The sequence below is a fragment of the Pseudomonas knackmussii B13 genome, from assembly GCF_000689415.1.
Lineage (GTDB): Bacteria > Pseudomonadota > Gammaproteobacteria > Pseudomonadales > Pseudomonadaceae > Pseudomonas > Pseudomonas knackmussii.
The window spans coordinates 5,170,253-5,194,706 of record NZ_HG322950.1; the positions used below are offsets into that span (position 1 = coordinate 5,170,253).

Consider the following 24,454-nt stretch of genomic DNA (forward strand, 5'->3'; position numbering starts at 1 on the left):
TTTGGCCTGACAGACTCGCTTACATATAATGGCTTGCATTCTCATTAGCGAAAGCACGGGAGTTACCATGTCTGTTCGTCTGCTCGCGGGCTTCAAGCGCGCTGTCCTGGCCGGTTTGCTCGGCGGCCTGTCGCTGAATGCAATCGCCGATCCGGTTACCCTCACCCTGTACAACGGCCAGCACGCCGCCACCGGCGTGGCCATCGCCAAGGCCTTCACCGAGAAGACCGGCATCCAAGTAAAAATCCGCAAGGGTGGCGACGGCCAGTTGGCCAGCCAGATCACCGAAGAAGGCGCGCGCTCGCCGGCCGACGTCATCTACACCGAGGAATCGCCGCCGCTGGTGCGCCTGTCCGGCGCCGGCCTGCTTGCCCCGCTCGACCCGCAGACCCTGGCCCAGGTGGAGGCTGAAAACGCTGGCGCCCGCAGCGACTGGGTCGGCATCACCGCCCGTGCCCGCGTGCTCGCCTACAACCCGGCGAAGATCGCCGAGAAGGACCTGCCCAAGAGCCTGATGGACCTGGCCGACGGCCAGTGGTCCGGGCGTTTCGGCTTCGTTCCTACGAGTGGCGCCTTCCTCGAGCAGGTATCCGCGGTGATCAAGCTCAAGGGCCAGGACGCCGCCGAGGAATGGCTCACCGGCCTCAAGGCCTTCGGCTCGATCTACACCAACAACGTCACCGCCATGAAAGCCGTGGAGAACGGCGAGGTCGATATGGCGCTGATCAACAACTACTACTGGTACACCCTGAAGAAGGAGAAGGGCGAGCTGAAATCGCGCCTGTACTTCTTCGGCAACCAGGACCCGGGCGCCCTTGTCACCGTTTCCGGCGCCGCCGTGCTCAAGTCCAGCCAGCATCCCAAGGAAGCCCAGCAGTTCGTCGCCTTCATGCTCAGCGAAGAAGGCCAGAAGGCCATCCTCAGCCAGTCGGCCGAATACCCGCTGCGCAAAGGCATGCAGCCGGACCCGGCGCTCAAGCCGTTCGCCGAACTGCAGGCGCCCAAGCTGACACCGGCCGACATGGGTGAAGCCAACGACGCCCTCGACCTCGAACGCGACGTCGGCCTGAACTGATGCTCCCGGCCTCACCACCGCTTCAGGCTCGCGGCAGCCAGGCGCGCAAGGCTCCGCTCTGGCTGCTGCCGCCGGTCCTTCTGCTCGCCCTGCTGGCGGCGTTGCCGCTGTGCTACGTCGCCGCCAAGGCCTGGGACACCGGCTGGCAGGCGGCCTGGCACCTGCTCTGGCGCCCCTATGTGTTCCGCCTGTTCGGCAACACCCTGAAGCTGATGGTGCTGGTCACCCTGGCCAGCGCCCTGCTGGGCCTCGTCTGCGCCTGGCTGGTGGAGCGCAGCGACCTGCCCGGCCGGCGTTACTGGAACGTGCTGCTCTGCCTGCCGTTCGCCATCCCCTCCTTCGTCAGCAGCTTCACCTGGGTCTCGCTCAGCCCGCTCTACGAAGGCCTGGGCGGCGCCGTGCTGGTCATGGCGATGTCCAAGTACCCGCTGGTCTATCTGCCCCTTGCGGCAACCTTGCGCAACCTCGACCCGGCGCTGGAAGAGAGCGCGCGCATGCTCGGCGTATCGCGTCGCCAGGTGTTCTGGCGAGTGCCCCTGCCGCTGCTGCGCCCCACCCTGGCCGCCACCAGCCTGCTTGTGGCGCTGCACATGCTGGTGGAGTTCGGCGCGCTGTCGATCCTGCGCTTCCAGACCTTCACCACGGCCATCTACCAGGAGTTCGAGCTGCAATTCAGCAATGCCACCGCGGCCATGCTCTCTTCGGTGCTGCTGGCGCTGTGCTTCCTGCTGCTCTGGCTGGAGTTGCGCATGCGTGGCCGCGGCCGCCTGGTGCGCACCGGCCAAGGCAGCGCACGGCAAGCGGAGCGCATCCGCTTGGGTGCCGGGAAATGGCCGGTGCAATTGCTGCTCGCAGCGCTTGTGGTGGTTGGCACTGGCATCCCCATGGCGATGCTCGGCTATTGGCTGCTCACCGGCACCTCGGCGGCCTTCCCGCTGCTGGAAGTCGGCCAAGCGCTGTTCTCGTCGCTTTCGCTGTCGTTCGGCGGCGCCCTGCTCGGCTGCCTGCTGGCCCTGCCGGTGAGCTTCCTGGTGGTGCGCTATCCCGGTCCGCTGGCGCGCTGGGCGCAACGTCTGCCCTACTTGCTGCAGGCATTGCCGGGTCTGGTGATCGCCCTGTCGCTGGTGTACTTCGCCCTGCACTTCATGCCGGCGGTCTACCAGACCAACACGCTGCTGCTGATTGCCTACGCCCTGCTGTTCCTGCCGCTTGCCCAGGCACCAATCCGCGTGGCGCTGGAGAAGGCCTCGCCGCAACTCGAAGAGGCCGCCCGCACCCTCGGGCAAACGCCGCTGCGCGCCTTCCTGCGCGTCACCCTGCCGATCATCTCACCGGCCATAGGCGCAGGGTTCGTACTGGTGTTCCTCGACAGCATGAAGGAACTGACCGCGACGCTGGTGCTCGGCCCCACCGGACTGAGCACCCTGGCGACCGCGGTCTGGGTGCACACCTCCACACTGGAGTACGCAGCGGCGGCGCCCTATGCAGCCTTGCTGATCCTCATCTCCGGCGTGCCGGTCTACTTGCTGACCACCCGCGCTGCGCGGAGCGGAGCGTAGGAGCGGATCTCATCCGCGAATCACATCGCGGGTTATCCACAATGCAAAACGCCCCGCCGGTATCCCGGCGGGGCGTCTTCGTTTCAGGCCCGGTGGCGAGCGTTACTGTCCGACCGCCTTGCCCAGCGGGATCTTCGGCGCCCACTGCAACCACTCGTCCTGATACTCGTCGAATAGCGCGAAGGTCTGCCCAGGCTTCGCCGCAGTGCCCATCTGCGCGTTATCCGGAGTGGCGAAGGCAACGCCGCCGGCGAGGATGGTCTCGAACGACTCGGTACGCACCTTCACGCCCTTGAACAACCCGGCATCGACGCCAACCCCACTGGTGTTCCAGAAGCGGCTGCCAGTGCGTACCAGCGGCGCATAGCGCGGTTCGATGAGGATGTGGATAAGCACGCGGTCAGCGGTCTCACCCAGCTCAAAGGAAGTCACCTTGCCCACCTGCACTTCCCGGTAGGTTACGGGCACGCCCGGTTTCAGCGAACCCCGGCGCGCGGCGCTCAGGGTCAGGCGTAGGCCGTCGGCTTCGAGCAGGCGGTTGGGCTCCTGGTCCAGCAGCGGGAAGCGGGTCTGCACCGCACCGGCCTTCTCGCGCGGCATCACCTCGATGTACGGGCCGCTGACCAGGGTGCCCAGGTTCTCCGCTCCAGACAGGCCCAATTGCGCCTTCACCACCCAGAAGCGGCTGCCTTCGCGAGCGATGCTGTCTTGAGCGCGCGTTATGCGAGCCTTGAGCACCACGCCGGAAAGGTCGCGGTTGAGGTCAACCTGCTCGACACGGCCAACATCCAGGCCCCGGTAGCGAAGCACCGTGCCTTCGCGCAGTCCGTCGGCGCTGTCGGTACGCAACTCGATGAACTGCCCCTTGGCCTTGGCATCGTCCTCGCTGTCGAACAGGTAGAAACGCCGTACCTTGGTGAGCGGCGCGGCCTTGGGATCGGGTGTGTCGAAGGAGATGCCGCCGCTGATCAGCGTCTGCAGCGACTCGCTCTTGAACTTGATGCCGTTGAGGTCGCCGCTGAGGGTCACCCCGCTGACGTTCCAGAAGCGCGACGAGGTGTTCACCAGGTCAGCAAACTCCGGCTCGATGTGCACGCCAACCACCACCCGCTGGCGATCACGGGAGAGCTGGTAGCTCTGCACGGTACCGACCTTCATCTGCCGGTAGAGGATGGGCGTGCCCACGTCCAGCGACCCCAGGTGATCGCTGGTCAGCACCAGGTGCAGGCCGGGCGCATCCAGGTTCAGCGGCGGCGCCTTCGGACGGATCGCGAAGTCGCGGGTCGGCTCGCCATCCTTGCCGAAACGCACCGCGATGTAGTTGCCCTTGACCAGCGCCTCGAGCCCGGTGATACCCGCCAGCGAGATACTCGGCTTGACCATCCAGAACTCGGTCTTGCTGTTGAGGAAATCTTCCGTGCGCGGGTCCATCGACAGGGTGGCGGTAGCGCCGTTGAAATCGGAGTCCATGTCGACGGTCTTGACCGTACCCACCTGCACACCGTTGTACATAACCGGCGTGTCACCGGCGGTCAGACCGCTGATGTCGGTGACTTTCAGGTGCACCGGAATGCCGGTCTGGGCCGCATCGTAGTCCTCATAGAGGCGGAACGGCTTGGTCGGATCGGTCGGCGGACTGTCCGCATAGATTTCAGGCGTGGAAAAGGCGATACCACCGGCGGCGATGCTGGCCAGCGACTCGGTGCGCAGCTTCAGGCCACTGAGACTGCCGGAAAGGGTGATGCCACTGGCGTTCCAGAAGCGCGTGTGTTTGCGCACCAGGTTGGCGTAGGCCGGTTCGATGTGGATCTTCACCTCGATGGTCTTCTGGTCCGAGGCCAGCTGGTAGCTCTTCACCTGGCCGACCTGGATCTGCCGGTAGTAGATCGGGCTGCCCTGCTCCAGCGAGCCAAGGCGCTCGGCTTTAAGCGTCAGATGAAGGCCCGGCAGGCTGTCGGACAACGGGGGCGGCTCCTTGAGCGCGACGAAATCGTGGCTCATCTCACCCTTCACCGGGTCAATGGCGATGTAGTTGCCGGATACCAGGGTCTCCAGACCTGTGACGCCAGCCAGGGAGACCCGCGGCTTGACCAGCCAGAAACGGGTCTGCTTGCTCAAGTATTCGGAAGCCTCCTTGCGCATTTCCACGGTCGCGGTGATGCCCAGCGCAGGCTTGTTGACGTGCATGTCGACGACCTTGCCGACTGCGATGCCCTTGAAGATGACCTCGGTCTTGTTCGGCTGGAGGCCTTCGCCGCTCTCGAACTGGATGTTGATCATCACACCGGCCTGATCGTAGGCGCGCCAACCGAGCCAGGCGCCAATCGCCAGGGCGATCAGGGGCAATATCCAGATTGCCGACCAGTTCGTCGTCTTGCGCAGCTTTGGCTTGGGGAGCTCATCAGTCATCGTCGTTTTCCGCGTCCGTGTTATCCCAGATCAGTCGGGGATCGAAAGTCACCGCCGCCAGCATGGTCAGCACCACCACACTGCCGAAAGCAGCCGCACCGAGGTTGGCCTCGATACTGGCCAGATTGCCGAAGTTCACCATGGTCACCAGGATCGCGATGACGAAGATGTCGAGCATCGACCAGCGACCGATCCATTCGATGAAGCGGTACATCACAATCCGCTGGCGTGCTGAAAGCGGCTGCCGCCGCTGGATCGAGTAAAGCAGTAGAGTGATGCCGACGAGCTTGAAGGTCGGTACGAGGATGCTCGCGACGAAGACCACTGCGGCAACCGGCAGCATGTCCGCGTTGATCAGCTCTACGACGCCTTCCATGATGGTGGCCGGCATGCCGCTGCCGAGGAAGTTCACCGTCATGATCGGCAGCAGGTTGGCCGGGATGTAGAGAACCGCGGCGGTGAGCAGCAGGGCCCAGGTCCGCGTGAGGCTGTTGGGGCGCCGGGCGTGCAGGACCGAACCGCAACGCGTGCAATGCTGGTGGCCGTCGTCTTCATCCTGTTGCCGATTGAGCTGATGGCACTCGCCACAAATCAGAATGCCGGCATCAATGGCTCGCATCGTCGAACTCCCCTGCCAGCGCTTCCCATACCTGGTGCCGCGACATGGTCACCTCCAGCCATATCTGCGAGAAAAGCAGCGCCACGAAGCACGCAAGACCAATACCAACATGCAACTCGGCCATGCCAGCCAGCTTCACGATGGAAACCAGGATGCCCATCAGGTAGACCTCGAGCATTCCCCACTCACGCAGGTGCTGATACCAACGGAACAGCGTCATGCCTTGCTCCCGAGCGACATCGAAGCGCAGGGTGATCAGTACGAAGAGCTGGAACAGCAGCTTGGCGAGCGGAATTACCATGCTGCACAGGAAAACGAGGACTCCCACCCCTTCCATGTTGGAGTTGTACAGCCCTTTTACTCCACTCCAGACCGTATCGACCCCAGTCTGCCCAAGGATGGTGATGTTCATGATCGGCAGGAAGTTGGCGGGAACGTAGAGCAGCAATGCCGTCACAACCAATGCCAGCGCTCGTCTGACCATGTACGGGCGATGAATCTCCAGTTCATATCCACAGCGTGGGCATACCGAACGCTGCCCTAGGGGGACGGGCTCACGCCGCATCAGCAGATCACACTCATGGCAGGCGATAAGTTGGTCCAGGGGAAGGTTCTGTAGAGAGAGGCTATCAGTCTCGGACATGAAAAAGCTCGGCGTCGATTTGTCGCTATTGTAGACGACTGGCCTAGTGCAAGGCGCCGCTCCAGACACCTCGAAAAAGGCAGAAATGGCATAGCGAGTATCTGAAAGAAGCGTCTCGCATAAGAGCTGCCACAGCGCGCATGTGTAATTCGTGACGAGCAAGACGAAAGGAAGGTAAATCGAGGATCCCGAGCTCGCGGCACTCATGCCGGCCGCGCGCCTGAGGACCCAGGGCTGGCGCCGTAGCAGGCTCTTCGCCGCATTTCGCCGCCCGGATATTTTTCCGCGCGCAAAAGCAAAACCCCCGACCAGCTTTCGCTGATCAGGGGCTTTGGGATAGGTGCTTGACGATGACCTACTCTCACATGGAGAAACTCCACACTACCATCGGCGATGCATCGTTTCACTTCTGAGTTCGGGATGGGATCAGGTGGTTCCAACGCTCTATGGTCGTCAAGCAATTCTTTCGGACGCTCGTGGCTTGCGCACACGCTCATCCCGATTCGGGTATGTGACAGGTATTTGCGGTTCTCACGAACTTTCGGTTCGTCGACTTCACCGTCTAACACACAAATTGTTTGGGTGTTATATGGTCAAGCCTCACGGGCAATTAGTATTGGTTAGCTCAACGCCTCACAGCGCTTACACACCCAACCTATCAACGTCGTAGTCTTCGACGGCCCTTTAGGGGAATCAAGTTCCCAGTGAGATCTCATCTTGAGGCTAGTTTCCCGCTTAGATGCTTTCAGCGGTTATCTATTCCGAACATAGCTACCCGGCAATGCCACTGGCGTGACAACCGGAACACCAGAGGTTCGTCCACTCCGGTCCTCTCGTACTAGGAGCAGCCCCTCTCAAATCTCAAACGTCCACGGCAGATAGGGACCGAACTGTCTCACGACGTTCTAAACCCAGCTCGCGTACCACTTTAAATGGCGAACAGCCATACCCTTGGGACCGGCTTCAGCCCCAGGATGTGATGAGCCGACATCGAGGTGCCAAACACCGCCGTCGATATGAACTCTTGGGCGGTATCAGCCTGTTATCCCCGGAGTACCTTTTATCCGTTGAGCGATGGCCCTTCCATACAGAACCACCGGATCACTAAGACCTACTTTCGTACCTGCTCGACGTGTCTGTCTCGCAGTCAAGCGCGCTTTTGCCTTTATACTCTACGACCGATTTCCGACCGGTCTGAGCGCACCTTCGTACTCCTCCGTTACTCTTTAGGAGGAGACCGCCCCAGTCAAACTGCCCACCATACACTGTCCTCGATCCGGATAACGGACCAGAGTTAGAACCTCAAGCATGCCAGGGTGGTATTTCAAGGATGGCTCCACGCGAACTGGCGTCCACGCTTCAAAGCCTCCCACCTATCCTACACAAGCAGGCTCAAAGTCCAGTGCAAAGCTACAGTAAAGGTTCACGGGGTCTTTCCGTCTAGCCGCGGATACACTGCATCTTCACAGCGATTTCAATTTCACTGAGTCTCGGGTGGAGACAGCGCCGCCATCGTTACGCCATTCGTGCAGGTCGGAACTTACCCGACAAGGAATTTCGCTACCTTAGGACCGTTATAGTTACGGCCGCCGTTTACCGGGGCTTCGATCAAGAGCTTCGCTTTCGCTAACCCCATCAATTAACCTTCCGGCACCGGGCAGGCGTCACACCCTATACGTCCACTTTCGTGTTTGCAGAGTGCTGTGTTTTTAATAAACAGTCGCAGCGGCCTGGTATCTTCGACCGGCATGGGCTTACGTAGTAAATACTTCACCCTCACCGGCGCACCTTCTCCCGAAGTTACGGTGCCATTTTGCCTAGTTCCTTCACCCGAGTTCTCTCAAGCGCCTTGGTATTCTCTACCCAACCACCTGTGTCGGTTTGGGGTACGGTTCCTAGTTACCTGAAGCTTAGAAGCTTTTCCTGGAAGCATGGCATCAACCACTTCACGTTCTAAAAGAACGCTCGTCATCAGCTCTCGGCATTAAGACCCCGGATTTACCTAAGATCTCTGCCTACCACCTTAAACTTGGACAACCAACGCCAAGCTGGCCTAGCCTTCTCCGTCCCTCCATCGCAGTAACTAGAAGTACAGGAATATTAACCTGTTTCCCATCGACTACGCTCTTCAGCCTCGCCTTAGGGACCGACTAACCCTGCGTCGATTAACGTTGCGCAGGAACCCTTGGTCTTTCGGCGTGGGAGTTTTTCACTCCCATTGTCGTTACTCATGTCAGCATTCGCACTTCTGATACCTCCAGCAAGCTTCTCAACTCACCTTCACAGGCTTACAGAACGCTCCTCTACCGCACATCTTGCGATGCACCCGTAGCTTCGGTGTATGGTTTGAGCCCCGTTACATCTTCCGCGCAGGCCGACTCGACTAGTGAGCTATTACGCTTTCTTTAAAGGGTGGCTGCTTCTAAGCCAACCTCCTAGCTGTCTAAGCCTTCCCACATCGTTTACCACTTAACCATAACTTTGGGACCTTAGCTGACGGTCTGGGTTGTTTCCCTTTTCACGACGGACGTTAGCACCCGCCGTGTGTCTCCCACGCTGACACTTCCAGGTATTCGGAGTTTGCATCGGTTTGGTAAGTCGGGATGACCCCCTAGCCGAAACAGTGCTCTACCCCCTGGAGTGATACGTGAGGCGCTACCTAAATAGCTTTCGAGGAGAACCAGCTATCTCCGAGCTTGATTAGCCTTTCACTCCGATCCACAAGTCATCCCCTACCTTTTCAACGGGAGTGGGTTCGGTCCTCCAGTCAGTGTTACCTAACCTTCAACCTGCTCATGGATAGATCGCCCGGTTTCGGGTCTATACCCAGCGACTAAACGCCCTATTAAGACTCGCTTTCGCTACGCCTTCCCTATTCGGTTAAGCTCGCCACTGAATATAAGTCGCTGACCCATTATACAAAAGGTACGCAGTCACCTAACAAAGTAGGCTCCCACTGCTTGTACGCATACGGTTTCAGGTTCTATTTCACTCCCCTCTCCGGGGTTCTTTTCGCCTTTCCCTCACGGTACTGGTTCACTATCGGTCAGTCAGTAGTATTTAGCCTTGGAGGATGGTCCCCCCATATTCAGACAAAGTTTCTCGTGCTCCGTCCTACTCGATTTCACTTCCAAGAACCTTTCACATACGGGGCTATCACCCACTATGGCCGCACTTTCCAGAGCGTTCTGTTAGATTCAAAGAAGCTTAAGGGCTAGTCCCCGTTCGCTCGCCACTACTAAGGGAATCTCGGTTGATTTCTTTTCCTCAGGGTACTTAGATGTTTCAGTTCCCCTGGTTCGCCTCTTACACCTATGTATTCAGTGCAAGATACCCAGCTTATGCTGGGTGGGTTCCCCCATTCAGAGATCTCCGGATCAAAGTCTGTTTGCCGACTCCCCGAAGCTTATCGCAGGCTACCACGTCTTTCATCGCCTCTGACTGCCAAGGCATCCACCGTATGCGCTTCTTCACTTGACCATATAACCCCAAGCAATCTGGTTATACGTCTCGAACGTGAAGACGACATTCGCCGAAAATTCGCGCTTGAACTCGCAAATTTTACCTTGACTTGAATAATCACCAGTGAAAGAGATTATTCAGTCTACTTCTATCACATACCCAAATTTTTAAAGAACGGTTCCGGTACAAAGACCAGACATCAATGTTCCATTACCCTGAACATTCATGTCTGAACTTTCGCGACGTGGATGGTGGAGCCAAGGAGGATCGAACTCCTGACCTCCTGCGTGCAAAGCAGGCGCTCTCCCAGCTGAGCTATGGCCCCCTCTTTTCCAACGATTGGTGGGTCTGGGCAGATTCGAACTGCCGACCTCACCCTTATCAGGGGTGCGCTCTAACCGACTGAGCTACAGACCCATATAGGGTTGCCTAACCGTCGCTTTACCAGTGAATCAAGCAATTCGTGTGGGAGCTTATGAGAAAGCCGGGATCTTCGATTAAGGAGGTGATCCAGCCGCAGGTTCCCCTACGGCTACCTTGTTACGACTTCACCCCAGTCATGAATCACTCCGTGGTAACCGTCCCCCTTGCGGTTAGACTAGCTACTTCTGGAGCAACCCACTCCCATGGTGTGACGGGCGGTGTGTACAAGGCCCGGGAACGTATTCACCGTGACATTCTGATTCACGATTACTAGCGATTCCGACTTCACGCAGTCGAGTTGCAGACTGCGATCCGGACTACGATCGGTTTTATGGGATTAGCTCCACCTCGCGGCTTGGCAACCCTCTGTACCGACCATTGTAGCACGTGTGTAGCCCTGGCCGTAAGGGCCATGATGACTTGACGTCATCCCCACCTTCCTCCGGTTTGTCACCGGCAGTCTCCTTAGAGTGCCCACCATAACGTGCTGGTAACTAAGGACAAGGGTTGCGCTCGTTACGGGACTTAACCCAACATCTCACGACACGAGCTGACGACAGCCATGCAGCACCTGTGTTCCGATTCCCGAAGGCACTCTCGCATCTCTGCAAGATTCCGGACATGTCAAGGCCAGGTAAGGTTCTTCGCGTTGCTTCGAATTAAACCACATGCTCCACCGCTTGTGCGGGCCCCCGTCAATTCATTTGAGTTTTAACCTTGCGGCCGTACTCCCCAGGCGGTCGACTTATCGCGTTAGCTGCGCCACTAAAATCTCAAGGATTCCAACGGCTAGTCGACATCGTTTACGGCGTGGACTACCAGGGTATCTAATCCTGTTTGCTCCCCACGCTTTCGCACCTCAGTGTCAGTATCAGTCCAGGTGGTCGCCTTCGCCACTGGTGTTCCTTCCTATATCTACGCATTTCACCGCTACACAGGAAATTCCACCACCCTCTACCGTACTCTAGTCAGGCAGTTATGGATGCAGTTCCCAGGTTGAGCCCGGGGATTTCACATCCATCTTACCAAACCACCTACGCGCGCTTTACGCCCAGTAATTCCGATTAACGCTTGCACCCTTCGTATTACCGCGGCTGCTGGCACGAAGTTAGCCGGTGCTTATTCTGTTGGTAACGTCAAAACAGCAAGGTATTAACTTACTGCCCTTCCTCCCAACTTAAAGTGCTTTACAATCCGAAGACCTTCTTCACACACGCGGCATGGCTGGATCAGGCTTTCGCCCATTGTCCAATATTCCCCACTGCTGCCTCCCGTAGGAGTCTGGACCGTGTCTCAGTTCCAGTGTGACTGATCATCCTCTCAGACCAGTTACGGATCGTCGCCTAGGTGAGCCGTTACCTCACCTACTAGCTAATCCGACCTAGGCTCATCTGATAGCGTGAGGTCCGAAGATCCCCCACTTTCTCCCGTAGGACGTATGCGGTATTAGCGTTCCTTTCGAAACGTTGTCCCCCACTACCAGGCAGATTCCTAGGCATTACTCACCCGTCCGCCGCTGAATCAGAGAGCAAGCTCCCTTCATCCGCTCGACTTGCATGTGTTAGGCCTGCCGCCAGCGTTCAATCTGAGCCATGATCAAACTCTTCAGTTCAATACTGATTGGGTTTTGAGAAAACCCTAAACTTGGCTCAGCAATCGCAAAAAACTCTCGAATTCACGAGTGTTACTTGTGATGCTGATAATCTTGCGATCACCAGTCTTAACTCACAAGCACCCACACGAATTGCTTGATTCAACTTGTTAAAGAGCGTTTCGGCGAAGTCTTTCGTCTCAACCGAGGCCGCGCATTCTACAGCAGCCTTTCTTTCTGTCAAGCTGTTTTTCGAAAATCTCTTTTCTACTCAACCGCTTGCGCTTTCGAGCAGCAACGCTTCTCGTCAGCGGGAGGCGCATATTACAGCGTTGAATTTCGCTGTCAAGCACCTCGGCGATCTTCTTTCATCGAGCCCGCAGAGGCGAACAAGAGAAAGCGGCAAGCGAGTCGCCTGCCAGACCACCACTCTCAGCCTCGAGAACCTGTAAGCGCTTGATTTTCAAGCTCTTTCAGCGCTTCGTCGCTGGGAGTGGTGCGCATTATAGGGACTTAAAAATGCCCGTCAACGACTTTCTGAAAGAATTTTCAGCGCGAGGCGAGTCGAGTCCGAAGGACCGGCAGCTGCTTCGCTATCGGAGGTACCCGCACTATCAGTAGCAACAGCCCCAGAGACGCGTACAGCGCCCAGCGCTCGAAGTCGGAGCGAACGACCCACAGCATATGTAGAAGCCCGAAACCGAGGATGACATAGATCAGCCGGTGCAATTTCTTCCAGTTCGCCCCCAGCCTACGCATGCTGTATTTGTTCGAGGTCAACGCCAGCGGAAGCAAACAGAGGAAACCCAAGGCGCCAACGATGATGTAGGGGCGCTTGCGCAACTCGACGCCCAGCTGCGCCCAATCCAGCCCAAGGATGAACACACCATAGGCGCACAGATGCAGGCATATATAGGCAAAGCACCACAACCCCAGCTGCCGGCGAACCTGAATCCAGCCTCCCCAGCGCGTCAGCTTCTGCAGCGGAGTCATCGCCAGTGTGAGCAGCAGGAGAATCAGGCCGCCCTGCCCCAACCGATCAACCAGCGCCTTACCTGGATCAGGTCCCAGCGCAAATATCCAGGCCTGATACAGCCAGTACAGCGGCGGTAACAAAGCCAGAATGAAAACGGTGATTCGCCAGATGGGATTACGCATCAGTAGTTCACCCTCAAATCCATGCCCGCATACAGCGAAGCGACCTCTTCGGCATAGCCGTTGAACATGAGGGTGGGACGAATATTCGGGCTGAATAATCCACTAGGTAGGCGTCTTTCATGAGCCTGAGTCCAGCGCGGGTGGTCCACAGTCGGATTGACGTTGGCATAGAAGCCGTACTCGTCCGGCGCCAAGCTTTGCCAAGTAGTCTTCGGCTGTTCGGCGACAAAGCTGATACGGATGATCGACTTGGCACCTTTGAATCCATATTTCCAGGGAGCGATCAGGCGCAGTGGCGCACCGTTCTGGTTAGCCAGCACCCGGCCGTACATTCCGACAGCCAGTATTGCCAGCGGATTCATGGCCTCGTCCATGCGCAGACCTTCCACATATGGCCATTCGATCAACGCGAAATTGGATTGCACACCGGGCATGTGCGCCCTATCGACCAGCGTTTCGAAGCGCAGGTATTTGGCATTGCCGGTCGGCTCGACGCGCTTGATCAGCTCCGCGATCGGGAAGCCTATCCAGGGAATCACCATCGACCAGGCTTCCACGCAGCGCAGCCGGTAGATGCGCTCCTCCAGCTGATAGGGCTTGATGAAGTCTTCCAGGGCGTACTTGCCGGGCTTGGCCACTTCTCCGTCGATTACCACCGACCACGGCTCGGTCTGCAGAGCACCGGCGTTTGCTGCCGGATCTGTCTTCTCGGGTCCGAACTCGTAGAAGTTGTTGTAGTGGGTCGCGTCGGCAAAGGGGGTGATGCTTTCCCCTTTGACGGTTACGGCATCCCATTTGAGCGCGCCTAGCTTTTCATCGAACCAGGCAGGAGTTTGCGCAACCGGATCGACACCGTCGTAGCGAGAAGGATCGGCACTCGCGAATCCCGGCAAGGACGCCAGCGCGATACCAGAGAGGCTTCCGCCGAGAAAGCGGCGACGTGACAGGTAGAGAGCTTCGGGAGTGACTTCCGACTCGTGGCAGTCGGACGGGCGGGCAATCTTGATCAACATGGCGGGCTCCGCAACTACTGGCTGAATGCGCCAATAGACTGCGGAGCCCGTGCGGAATTACACCGCAGGGGGCTGCTTGCGACGGCGCAATTGCAACAAGTATTGCACCGGGCCGGACGCAGCATAAGCGAGGAACAACAGCAGCAGGATGCGCGGCGGGTCGGTGAAGACTACGGCAAATGCCAGCACCACCACGAGGATTGCCATAAACGGCACGCGACCGCGCAGGTCGAGATCCTTGAAGCTGTAGTACTTGATGTTGCTGACCATCAGCATGCCGGCAGCCGCGACCATCAGCGCAACCAGCAGCGAGACCTTGGCGCCCTGCACCTGGAAGTCAGCAAACGCCCAAACGGTACCAGCGACCAGAGCCGCGGCAGCCGGGCTGGCCAGGCCGATGAAGTAGCGCTTATCGGCTTTGCCCACCTGCGTGTTGAAGCGCGCCAGGCGCAGCGCAGCACCCGCAACATAGATGAAGGCAACCATCCAGCCGACCTTGCCCAGGCTGCTCAGCGCCCACTCAAAGGCAACCAGCGCCGGCGCTACGCCAAAGGCGACCATGTCGGACAGCGAGTCGTACTCGGCACCGAAGGCACTTTGGGTATTGGTCAGGCGTGCAACGCGACCGTCCAGGCCATCCAGGACCATGGCGACGAAAATGGCGATGGCCGCATTGGAGAAGTCGCCGCTCATGGCATTGATGATGGCGTACAGGCCAGTGAACAGGGCCGCCGTGGTGAACAGGTTGGGCAGCAGGTAGATGCCACGATGACGCACCTTGCGCCCCTGATCGTCGTGCCCTTCTTCGATGTGCTCATCGATGGGGAGCAGGCTTTCGGTTTCTTCGGAGACCTTGTTCGGCTCCTCGGGACCTTCAGTCATGAAAACTTCCTTGGGAACTCTACGGGAGATGAATGCACGGACCGGACAGGGGCCCGCGCGCCCAGGCTTTATACCAGAAGCGCGGGCAAGAACGAAAAAACGCGGCCGAGGCCGCGTTTCTTCGAGTGTCGCGAAAGCCCTTAGTTCTTGGACTTGTCGACGATCTTGTTGGCAGCGATCCACGGCATCATGGCGCGCAGCTTCTCGCCAACGACTTCGATGCCATGGGCAGCGTTGTTGCGGCGGTAGGCGGTCATCGATGGGTAGTTGGCAGCGCCTTCGGTGATGAACATCTTGGCGTATTCGCCGTCCTGGATGCGCTTCAGAGCGTTGCGCATGGCAGCACGCGATTCGGCGTTGATCACTTCCGGACCGGTCACGTACTCGCCGTATTCGGCGTTGTTCGAGATCGAGTAGTTCATGTTGGCGATGCCGCCTTCGAACATGAGGTCAACGATCAGCTTCAGTTCGTGCAGGCACTCGAAGTAGGCCATTTCCGGCGCGTAGCCAGCTTCGACCAGGGTTTCGAAACCGGCTTTCACCAGCTCGACGCAACCGCCGCACAGAACGGCCTGCTCGCCGAACAGGTCGGTTTCGGTCTCGTCCTTGAAGGTGGTTTCGATGATGCCGGTACGGCCGCCGCCGACGCCGCAGGCATACGACAGGGCGACGTTCTTGGCGTTGCCGGAAGCGTCCTGGTAGATGGCGATCAGGTCAGGGATACCGCCGCCTTTTACGAACTCGGAACGTACGGTGTGGCCCGGAGCCTTCGGCGCGATCATGATCACGTCGAGGTCAGCGCGCGGTACGACTTGGTTGTAGTGGATGGAGAAGCCGTGAGCGAAGGCCAGGGTGGCGCCTTTCTTCAGGTTCGGCTCGATCTCGTCCTTGTACAGGCGGCCCTGGAACTCGTCCGGGGTCAGGATCATGACCAGGTCGGCAGCAGCAACGGCTTCAGCGACTTCGGCGACTTTCAGGCCGTGGTTCTGAGCCTTGGCAACGGAGGAAGAGTTCGCACGCAGGCCGACGGTAACGTCGACGCCGGAATCCTTCAGGTTGCAGGCATGGGCGTGGCCCTGGGAACCGTAACCGATGATGGCAACTTTCTTGCCCTGGATGATGGAGAGGTCACAGTCTTTATCGTAGAAAACGCGCATTTGGGTAATCCCCTGTCTATTGGCCTCGTGGGCCGTCTTTCAAATTCAGATGCTGAGAGTCTTGTCGCCACGGGCGATGCCGGTCACACCGGTACGCACCGTTTCGATGATCGAGGCGGTCCCGATGGCCTGGATGAAGCTGTCCAGTTTGTCACTGGTGCCTGCCAGTTGCACGGTGTACACGCTGCTGGTCACGTCGACGATCTGTCCGCGGAAGATGTCGGTAGTGCGCTTGACCTCGGCGCGCTGGGCGCCGGTGGCCTTGATCTTGACGAGCATCAGCTCGCGTTCGATGTGCGCGCTTTCCGACAGGTTCACCAGCTTCACCACCTCGATCAACTTGTTGAGGTTCTTGGTGATCTGCTCGATGACCTCGTCCTGGCCGGCAGTGGTCAGGGTCAGACGCGACAGCGTCGGATCCTCGGTCGGGGCGACGGTGAGGGTTTCGATGTTGTAGTTGCGCTGGGAGAACAGGCCGACAACGCGGGACAGCGCGCCAGGTTCGTTTTCCAGCAGCAGGGAAATGATGTGTCGCATGATCAGGTACGCTCCGTCTTGCTCAGCCACATGTCGCGCATCGCACCGCCACGGATCTGCATCGGGTAGACGTGCTCGCTGGTGTCGACCTGGATGTCCATGAACACCAGGCGATTCTTCAGGGCGAAGGCTTCTTCCATCATCGGCTTCAGGTCCTTCAGCTCGGTGATGCGCATGCCCACGTGACCATAGGCCTCAGCCAGCTTGACGAAGTCCGGCAGGGATTCCATGTAGGAGTGCGAGTAGCGGCTGTTGTACTGCATGTCCTGCCATTGGCGGACCATGCCCAGAGCACCGTTGTTCAGGTTGACGATCTTCACCGGCAGGTCGTACTGCAGGCAGGTCGACAGCTCCTGAATGTTCATCTGGATGCTGCCCTCGCCGGTTACGCAGGCGACGTCGGCATCCGGGAAGTTCAGCTTCACACCCATGGCGGCCGGGAAGCCGAAGCCCATGGTGCCCAGGCCACCGGAGTTGATCCAGCGATTGGGCTTGTTGAAGCGGTAGTACTGCGCCGCGAACATCTGGTGCTGGCCTACGTCGGAGGCGACGAAGGCGTCACCGCCGGTGACTTCCCAGAGGGTCTCGATCACGGTCTGCGGCTTGATGATGCTGCCGTCACCCATGTTGTAGGGGAATAGACCACGGCTGCCGCGCCATTCGTCGATCTGCTTCCACCAGGCATTCAGCGCTTCCTTGTTCGGGGTCTCGCCGATTTCCTTGAGGATGGCGACCATTTCGGTCAGGACGCTGTCTACCGGGCCAACGATCGGGATGTCGGCCTTGACGGTCTTGGAGATCGAGGCCGGGTCGATGTCGACGTGGATGATCTTGGCGTTCGGGCAGAACTTGGCTGCGGTTTCACCGTTGATCACCCGGTCATCGAAGCGCGCGCCGACGGCGAAGATCACGTCCGCGTGGTGCATCGCCAGGTTGGCAGTGTAGCTGCCGTGCATGCCCAGCATGCCGACGAACTGGCGATCGCTGCCCGGGTAGCCGCCCAGGCCCATCAGGGTGTTGGTCACAGGCACGTTGAGGATGCGCGCGACCTCGGTCAGAGGCTCGGCGGCATTGCCCATGATCACGCCGCCACCGGAGTAGATGATCGGGCGCTTGGCAGCCAGCAGCATCTCGGCGGCCTTGCGGATCTGGCCGGAGTGGCCGCGGACGGCAGGGCTATAGGAACGCAGCTTGACCTTCTTCGGATAGGCGTACTCGAACTTTTGAGTCGGGTCGCCCATGTCCTTCGGAATATCGATCACGACCGGACCGGGACGGCCGGACTGGGCAATGTAGAAGGCCTTCTTGATCACCTCGGGGATTTCCGCCGGGTGCTTGATGATGAAGCTGTGCTTCACGATCGGACGCGAGATACCGACCATGTCGGTTTCCTGGAACGCGTCGGTGCCGACCATGTTGCTGGACACCTGGCCAGAGATCACCACCATGGGGATCGAGTCCATGTACGCGGTAGCGATGCCGGTGATGGCATTGGTCGCGCCCGGACCGGAAGTCACCAGGACCACGCCAGGTTTGCCGGTGGCGCGCGCATAGCCGTCGGCCATGTGAGTGGCGGCCTGCTCGTGGCGAACCAGGATGTGGGTCACGTCGTTCTCTTTGAAGAGAGCGTCGTAGATATGCAGGAGGGCACCGCCCGGGTACCCGTAGATGTACTTAACGCCTTCGTCACGCAGCGAGCGGACGACCATTTCAGCGCCGGATAAAAGCTCCACGTTGTCACCTCTAGAACGCTATATACGGAAACCCCCGACGTGGGGGACCGACTTGGATGGCTGCCCGGCAGACATGGGCGAATGTAATCGCCGGCTACGTCGACTGCCGATTGAGCAGAACCTGGAGACGCTCCTGTTTGTGTTACGGAGAGCCTCCACCCAGCGCGAGGTAACGCGAAACAGGGTGAAACTTTGCGGCGCGGGTAGCACCTCTTGTCTGCCGAGTAAAACCAGCTTGCGGCCGGCCCACTGCAGCGAACCTTGGATTCTTCTGATTCGTTCGCAGCAAGTCAAGCTATATATGGATCTGTTACTAACGCGCGTTGTGATCTTCCTCTGCGGAACCATCGGCACTTTTGGTTATAGTTACCGCCAGACTCCGAACCCCAAGGACCGAAACAGCATGCGACGCACGATTCTGCTGGGCAGCCTGATGCTGGCCCTGAGTGCTCCGGTGATGGCCGCTCAGGTATACAAGTGGGTCGACGCCCAGGGCGTCACGCATTTCGGCGCCCAGCCGCCGACCGACGCCAAGGCAGCAGCGGTCGACACCAAGATCGCCCAGCCCACGCCCGGTTTTCCGCTACCGGCCAAGGCTGCACCTACGTTGCCGCCCTCGGCAGATGACAAGCAGAAGGCCGCCGACGAAAAGGTGAGGCAGGAAGTTGCCCAACAAGAGGCCGAGCGCGCCAAATATTGCGACGGACTGCGGACCAATCTGGCTCAGTTGAAGAACAACCCGCGCGTGCGAGTTTCCGACGATAACGGCGACATGCGCCGGATTCCGGAGGAGGAGCGGCAGGCGCGCATCACAGAAACCGAGCACGACCTGCAGCAGAACTGCGACTAACTAGGCTGGCATCAGCCCTCGCGAGCGATCAGCCGATCGAACTCTCCGAGGGCGAGCAGCAGCGGCAGGAACCGCGCCCCCTCGCCGGCATAGGTGACTTCTGCCATCTCGCGGATGCCCGAAGCATGCGGCAGATCCGCACCCGCCTCGATAATCTGCTTCATGCGCGGCAGGAAGATCCACTGCAGCCATTCTTCGAGCGCCAGCGTATCCACGCAGAACGGCTCAACGCTGGCCAGCGCCTCCACCGACGGCGGCTGCGCGGCCCACAGATCGAGCGCACGCAGCTCGCGCTCGATGAGCAGCAGCTGGTCGGCCAATGCCGGTAGTCGCCGGTCCATTACAAGGTCGCCTTCGCGCTTTGTCGCGCAGCGGCTGCGCCAGAAGCATCGCCTTGCGCCTCGCGGGCCTTGGCGATCACATCCCAGAGGCTGGCCTGCAGCGTCGGCCGTCCACCGGCCAGCGCCAACCCGCGCCGTGCAACCTGCTCGGCCTGGGCACTATCACCCTGAGCCAGGCGCACTTGCGCGAGCTTGTAGAGCACCTGCGGCTCGCGCGGGGCAATGCGCTGGGCACGCTCCAGGCTGGCGGATGCACCATTGAGATCGCCGCTGCCCTGCTGCTGCTGGGCAGTGGTCAATAGCGCCAGGACGGGGCCGTCGAGTTGTTCGTCAGCCGCCAGCGGGGTGTTGCTCGATGGAATGCCGCTCGGCATCTGCTGCGCAGGCGCCGACTGGTAAGCCGGCGGTTGATACGCCGGCGGCTGGGCAGACTGCTGCTGATAGACGGGCTGTTGGTAAACCTGCTGGCTGAAGCCACCGGTGCTGCTGATACTGCTCGGCGTGCTCGACGTCGTCGGAGTGGCCGGCGCGCCGTACTGAGGACCAGGAGTAATCGGCGAAGTAGTCAGCGGTGCCGCGCCGCTTTGCGCGGGGAAAGTCTGGATCGGTGCAGCGCCAGCATCCTGCGGCACCATCACGGTCACGCCAGAGTCGCCCGACAGCTGCGCCGCGCGCGGCGCGTTGTTGTAGCCAGGCTGGTTGGTGCCGGAATAGCCGACGCGCTCCTGGTTGGACACCGAGGTGCCCTGGTCCGCGACAGGAATGGCCCCCTGCTGCGGAGTCGCACAACCGGACAGCACGGCCGCGGCGGCAGCCACGGCAAACCACGCATTTCTCACTTCGAATCCTCTCGCCTCAGTTCAACCAGCCGCGAACCCAGTCCATCACCTGACCGGCCGGGTTCTCCGGATTGGTGCCACAACCGGCGCCCGCTGCCGGCTCACTACCGCGAATATAGGGCATCTGTACGGCGCCCGGGCAACTGGCGTCGCTCCCCTGGCCGGTACGCGGATCAACCCAGGCCATGACCACATTATCCGGCTTCGGCGTATCCAATGGCAGGGGCTCGGCCTTGCGCATGAACGAAGTCCAGATCTGCAGCGCACCGGTGGCACCGGTGAAAGGTGTCTTGCCGTTATCGTCGCGACCCAGCCAGACCACCGCCAGGAGGTCCTGGCCGAATCCGGAGAACCAGCTGTCGCGGGAGTCGTTGGTGGTGCCGGTCTTGCCGGCCAGGGTCAGGCTTGACGGCAGCTGGCTGTAGACCGAACGCGCCGTACCTTCGCGCAACACCCGCTGCATTGCGTTCTGCAGCAGGTAAATGGCGCCCGGATCGAAGCGCTGTTGTACCTGGAACGGGTAACGCTTGAGCGGCTGGCCGTCAGCGGCAAGCACACTGCGGATACTGCGCAGCGGCGTATTGAAGCCGCCACTGGCGATGGTCTGGTACATGGTCGCCACCTGCATCGGGCTCAATGCCCCGGCGCCCAGCAACATCGACGGATAGGCTGGCCAGTCGACCTGAACGCCCAGGCGCTCGAGGGTCTTGAGCACGTTCGGCACGCCTAGATCGAGGCCCAGCTTGGCGGTCGACAGGTTCAGCGAACGCGCCAGCCCCTGGTAAAGGAAGATGGTGCCGTTGGAGTCGCCTTCGTAGTTCTTCGGCGTCCACACCTGCCCGTCCTTGCCCTTGATGGAGAACGGCTGATCCTGGATCCAGGTGGTCAGGGTGTACTGGCTGGGACGCTCGAGCGCAGTCAAATAGACCGCCGGTTTGACCAGAGAGCCGATTGGCCGCACGGCATCGATGGCCCGGTTGAAGCCAGCGAAGCGCGCGTCGCGGCTGCCGACCAGCGCCTGCACCTCGCCGGTTTCCGGGTTGGTCACGACCATCGCGGTCTCGGTTTCGTCGATGCCCTTGCGGCCGGTGAAGCGCTTGAAGGTCTCGGTGACCGCGCTTTCCGCCTTGAACTGCAGGATCGGATCGAAACTGGTGAAGATGCGCAGCCCTTCCTCGGTCAGGTCTTCCTCGCGGTAGTCCTGACGCAACTGGCGCTTCACCAGGTCGAGGAAGGCCGGGTAGGAACTGTTCGCCATGCTGCCCTGGCTGGTCACGCCCAGCGGGGCCTTCTTGGCGATGGCGGCCTGGTCCTGGGTGATCACGCCTTGCTCGGCGAGCACGTCGAGGACGACGTTCCGTCGCTCCAGCGCACGCTCCGGATTGCGCCGCGGGTTGTAGTAGGACGGGCCCTTGACCATGCCCACCAGCAGGGCCACCTGCGGCAGCTTCAACTCCGACAGCGGCTGGCTGAAGAAGTACTGGCTGGCCAGCCCGAAGCCATTCACCGAGCGCTGGCCATCCTGGCCGAGGAACACCTCGTTGAGGTAGGCCTGGAGGATGTCCTTCTTGTCGTAGTGCAACTCGAGCAGCACGGCCATCATGGCTTCGTTCAGCTTGCGGCTCAGGCTGCGCTCATTGGTCAGGAAGAAGTTCTTCACCAACTGCTGGGTCAGCGTGCTGCCGCCCTGGCGCAGCTGCCCGGCACTGGCGTTGACCCAGACGGCACGGGCGATCGACTTCACCGACACACCGTGGTGGGTCCAGAAGTCGCGGTCCTCGACGGCCACCAGGGTATCGACCAGATAGGGCGGCACTTCATCCAGCTTGATCAGGATGCGGTCTTCGTTGTGCGCCGGGTACATGCCGCCGATCAGCAGCGGCTCCATGCGCGCCACGGCCAGGTCGGAACCATCGGCGCGGCTCAGGCCCGCGACGGAGTCGCCGGAGAAGCGCACACGGATGCGCTGGGCCGGCTCGGCGCCTTCATAGAACTGGAAGCCGCGAGTGTTCAGGTCGACGGTATTGCCGGATACAGCCACGGCGCCAGGCCCACTGACACTGCCCTCGCGGCGATAGCCGAGCGCACCGAGCTCCTGCAGGAAGTCGGTTTCGTTCAGCTTGAGGCCGACGAAGAGTTCGAGCGGTCGGGCATACACCTTGGCCGGGATGGTCCAGCGCTTGCCGGAGAACTTCTCCTGGACGACCGCGTCCAGATAGACGGCGAAGCCGGCGAGCACGACAAGACCGACCAGGCCGAGTTTCAGGGCCCAGCCAAGCCATTTGCGCAGGCGCGGCGAGTCGTTACGTTTGGGAGTGCGGGAGCGGGAAGATCTAGGACGCGTCATGGCGGCGCATTATACGTAATTTATCCACAGGGGACAGACGCCACCGCAGGCGGCATCCGGGCTCTTGGGTCGAGGGCCGCCGATAAGGCGGCCGCAGCGACGCTGCCTTCGACCAGCACAAAGGCGATTGGTTGCCGGCCGGCCATCACAAGTTTGCACCCACGGCTCATGCCGCCATAATGCCTGGCCTTACGAACCGGACAGCCAAGGAAAATACCGTGAGCCAGACTCTGATCGCTGCCCTGCAGAACCCAGCCCTCTACCCGCATCCGGTAGAGCAGGTCCGGGTTATCGAAACCCACATTTCCTGGGTCCTGCTCACCGGCACCTATGTCTACAAGATCAAGAAGCCGGTCAACTTCGGCTTCCTCGACTTCACTGACCTCGCGGCGCGCAAGCATTTCTGCGAGGAAGAACTGCGCCTGAACCAGCGCCTGACCGACGGCCTTTACCTGGATGTTCTGCCGATCACCGGCAGCGAGAGCGAACCGCGCCTGGGTGGCGACGGCCCGGCCATCGAATACGCCCTCAAGTGCCGCGAGTTCCCCCAGAGCGGACTGCTCAGCGAAGTCCAGGCGCGCGGCGAACTGACGACCGACCATATCGACGCCCTCGCCCGGCAGATCGCCGAGTTCCACCAGCGCACGCCGCAGGTTCCTCAGGAAAACCCGCTGGGCACCGCGGAAGCGGTTATGGCTCCGGTGCGGCAGAACTTCGAGCAGATCCGCCCGCTGCTCAGCGACAAGGCCGACCTGCAGCAGCTCGACGCGCTCGAAAGCTGGGCGGAAAGCTCCTTCGAACGCCTGCTGCCCGTGCTCCAGTCACGCAAGGTGAACGGCTCGATCCGCGAATGCCACGGTGACATCCACCTCGGCAACGCGGCCCTGATCGACGGCAACGTGGTGCTCTTCGACTGCATCGAATTCAACGAGCCGTTCCGCTTCACCGACGTCTGCGCCGATTACGCCTTCCTCGCCATGGACCTCGAGGACCGCGGCCTGAAATGCCACGCGCGGCGCTTCGTCAACCAGTACCTGGAGCGCACCGGCGACTACCAGTCCCTGGAAATCCTCAACTTCTACAAGGCCTATCGCGCACTGGTCCGCGCCAAGATCGCGCTGTTCAGCCTGGCGTTCCAGAACGATGCCGTGCAGAAGGCCGCGACCCTGCGCCAATACCGCAACTACGCCAACCTGGCGGAAAGCTACAGCGCCATCCCGTCGCGCTTCCTGGCAGTAACGGTAGGCGTGTCCGCGGTGGGTAAGAGCTCCGTAGCCATGCGCCTGGTCGAAGCGCTGGGCGCCGTACGCCTGCGTTCGGACGTCGAGCGCAAGCGCCTGTTCGGTGAGCAGCAGTCCGGCCAGGAAGGCACCCTGAAAGGCGGCATCTATAGCGACGACGCCAGCCAGGCCACCTACCAGCGCCTGAACCAGCTCGCTGCCGACATCCTCCGCACCGGCTATCCGGTAGTGCTCGATGCCACCTTCCTCAAGCACGTCCAGCGCCAGGCCGCTCGCGAAGTCGCCGACGCCACCGGCGTGCCCTACCTGATCCTCGACTGTCAGGCGCCCGATAGCGTCATCGCCGGCTGGCTGGCTCAGCGCCAAGCGCAAGGTGTCGACCCGTCCGATGCCACCCTGGAGGTCGTGCAGGCCCAGCAAGCCGGACGCGAAGCCCTGGACAACGACGAGCTGGCCCACAGCAAGCGCGTCGACACCCAGGACAGCGCCAGCCTTGACGCGCTGGTCGCCAACATCCGCCAGCGCCTGCCGGGGATCTGACCCGCAGCCGGGGTCGATGCGTCGACCCCGGCCGT

General features: G+C 60.5%; 16 protein-coding genes, 2 tRNA genes and 3 rRNA genes. 4 read left to right on the top strand and 17 right to left on the bottom strand.

Annotation, left to right across the window (positions count from 1 at the left end; all coding sequences use genetic code 11):
• Positions 1–67 precede the first annotated feature (67 nt).
• On the top strand, positions 68–1,075 hold the full coding sequence (locus tag PKB_RS24180) for an iron ABC transporter substrate-binding protein (RefSeq protein WP_043255213.1): 1,008 nt from the start codon (positions 68–70) through the stop codon (positions 1,073–1,075).
• Complete coding sequence (locus PKB_RS24185) at positions 1,075–2,634, top strand: ABC transporter permease (protein ID WP_043255214.1); 1,560 nt, start codon at positions 1,075–1,077, stop codon at positions 2,632–2,634. The genes PKB_RS24180 and PKB_RS24185 overlap by 1 nt, the downstream gene beginning before the upstream one ends.
• Before the next feature lie 102 nt (positions 2,635–2,736).
• Here PKB_RS24185 and PKB_RS24190 read toward each other — a convergent pair whose 3' ends face one another.
• The 14 genes from PKB_RS24190 to PKB_RS24255 all read right to left on the bottom strand — a co-directional run bounded on the left by PKB_RS24190 (position 2,737) and on the right by PKB_RS24255 (position 18,261).
• A complete protein-coding gene (locus PKB_RS24190) occupies positions 2,737–5,043 on the bottom strand; it encodes a PqiB family protein (protein ID WP_043255216.1) in 2,307 nt (768 codons plus the stop codon).
• Positions 5,036–5,662 carry a paraquat-inducible protein A gene (locus PKB_RS24195; RefSeq protein ID WP_043255218.1) on the bottom strand — a complete coding sequence of 209 codons (627 nt, stop codon included), beginning with the start codon at positions 5,660–5,662 and terminating at the stop codon, positions 5,036–5,038. The genes PKB_RS24190 and PKB_RS24195 overlap by 8 nt, the downstream gene beginning before the upstream one ends.
• Complete coding sequence (locus PKB_RS24200; protein WP_043257713.1) at positions 5,649–6,305, bottom strand: paraquat-inducible protein A; 657 nt, start codon at positions 6,303–6,305, stop codon at positions 5,649–5,651. The genes PKB_RS24195 and PKB_RS24200 overlap by 14 nt, the downstream gene beginning before the upstream one ends.
• A gap of 342 nt (positions 6,306–6,647) precedes the next feature.
• A 5S ribosomal RNA gene (rrf, locus tag PKB_RS24205) occupies positions 6,648–6,763 on the bottom strand.
• A gap of 131 nt (positions 6,764–6,894) precedes the next feature.
• Positions 6,895–9,785, bottom strand: a 23S ribosomal RNA gene (locus PKB_RS24210).
• Positions 9,786–10,016: 231 nt separating this feature from the next.
• Positions 10,017–10,092: transfer RNA gene (locus tag PKB_RS24215), tRNA-Ala, on the bottom strand.
• A 15-nt stretch (positions 10,093–10,107) separates the two neighbouring features.
• A tRNA-Ile gene (locus PKB_RS24220) sits at positions 10,108–10,184 on the bottom strand.
• Positions 10,185–10,265: 81 nt separating this feature from the next.
• A 16S ribosomal RNA gene (locus PKB_RS24225) occupies positions 10,266–11,802 on the bottom strand.
• The 16S, 23S and 5S rRNA genes sit together here with 2 tRNA genes alongside, the layout of an rRNA operon.
• Positions 11,803–12,330: 528 nt before the next feature.
• Positions 12,331–12,939, bottom strand: a complete 609-nt coding sequence (gene msrQ / locus PKB_RS24230) for a protein-methionine-sulfoxide reductase heme-binding subunit MsrQ (protein ID WP_043255220.1) — start codon at positions 12,937–12,939, stop codon at positions 12,331–12,333.
• Positions 12,939–13,952: a protein-methionine-sulfoxide reductase catalytic subunit MsrP gene (gene msrP / locus PKB_RS24235; protein ID WP_043255221.1), complete on the bottom strand. Its 1,014-nt coding sequence runs from the start codon at positions 13,950–13,952 to the stop codon at positions 12,939–12,941. Before msrP ends, msrQ begins: the two co-directional genes overlap by 1 nt.
• 57 nt (positions 13,953–14,009) lie before the next feature.
• On the bottom strand, positions 14,010–14,834 hold the full coding sequence (gene pssA, locus PKB_RS24240) for a CDP-diacylglycerol--serine O-phosphatidyltransferase (RefSeq protein WP_043255223.1): 825 nt from the start codon (positions 14,832–14,834) through the stop codon (positions 14,010–14,012).
• A 140-nt stretch (positions 14,835–14,974) separates the two neighbouring features.
• On the bottom strand, positions 14,975–15,991 hold the full coding sequence (gene ilvC / locus PKB_RS24245; RefSeq protein ID WP_043255226.1) for a ketol-acid reductoisomerase: 1,017 nt from the start codon (positions 15,989–15,991) through the stop codon (positions 14,975–14,977).
• Between the two features lie 45 nt (positions 15,992–16,036).
• Positions 16,037–16,528: an acetolactate synthase small subunit gene (ilvN, locus tag PKB_RS24250; RefSeq protein WP_043255228.1), complete on the bottom strand. Its 492-nt coding sequence runs from the start codon at positions 16,526–16,528 to the stop codon at positions 16,037–16,039.
• Positions 16,529–16,530: 2 nt separating this feature from the next.
• Positions 16,531–18,261: an acetolactate synthase 3 large subunit gene (locus tag PKB_RS24255; RefSeq protein ID WP_043255230.1), complete on the bottom strand. Its 1,731-nt coding sequence runs from the start codon at positions 18,259–18,261 to the stop codon at positions 16,531–16,533.
• Between the two features lie 403 nt (positions 18,262–18,664).
• On the opposite strand from PKB_RS24255, the gene PKB_RS24260 reads away from it, so the two are divergent.
• Complete coding sequence (locus tag PKB_RS24260) at positions 18,665–19,111, top strand: DUF4124 domain-containing protein (RefSeq protein ID WP_043255233.1); 447 nt, start codon at positions 18,665–18,667, stop codon at positions 19,109–19,111.
• Positions 19,112–19,122: 11 nt separating this feature from the next.
• Here the strand turns inward: PKB_RS24260 and PKB_RS24265 are convergent, their stop codons facing one another.
• From PKB_RS24265 to mrcB, 3 genes are read right to left on the bottom strand one after another with little or no spacing between them, the layout of a single operon-like run.
• Positions 19,123–19,452 carry a YqcC family protein gene (locus tag PKB_RS24265; RefSeq protein ID WP_043255235.1) on the bottom strand — a complete coding sequence of 110 codons (330 nt, stop codon included), beginning with the start codon at positions 19,450–19,452 and terminating at the stop codon, positions 19,123–19,125.
• A complete protein-coding gene (locus tag PKB_RS24270) occupies positions 19,452–20,291 on the bottom strand; it encodes a tetratricopeptide repeat protein (protein WP_043255237.1) in 840 nt (279 codons plus the stop codon). The genes PKB_RS24265 and PKB_RS24270 overlap by 1 nt, the downstream gene beginning before the upstream one ends.
• Positions 20,292–20,307: 16 nt before the next feature.
• The gene (mrcB, locus tag PKB_RS24275) at positions 20,308–22,638 is read right to left on the bottom strand and encodes a penicillin-binding protein 1B (RefSeq protein WP_084166718.1); all 2,331 of its coding nucleotides are present in this window, start codon (positions 22,636–22,638) and stop codon (positions 20,308–20,310) included.
• A gap of 218 nt (positions 22,639–22,856) precedes the next feature.
• Here mrcB and PKB_RS24280 point away from each other — a divergent pair, with 218 nt between their 5' ends.
• Positions 22,857–24,419 (top strand): bifunctional aminoglycoside phosphotransferase/ATP-binding protein, encoded by a 1,563-nt coding sequence (locus tag PKB_RS24280; RefSeq protein WP_043255239.1) that lies wholly within the window; start codon positions 22,857–22,859, stop codon positions 24,417–24,419.
• The last annotated feature ends 35 nt before the right edge of the window (positions 24,420–24,454 follow it).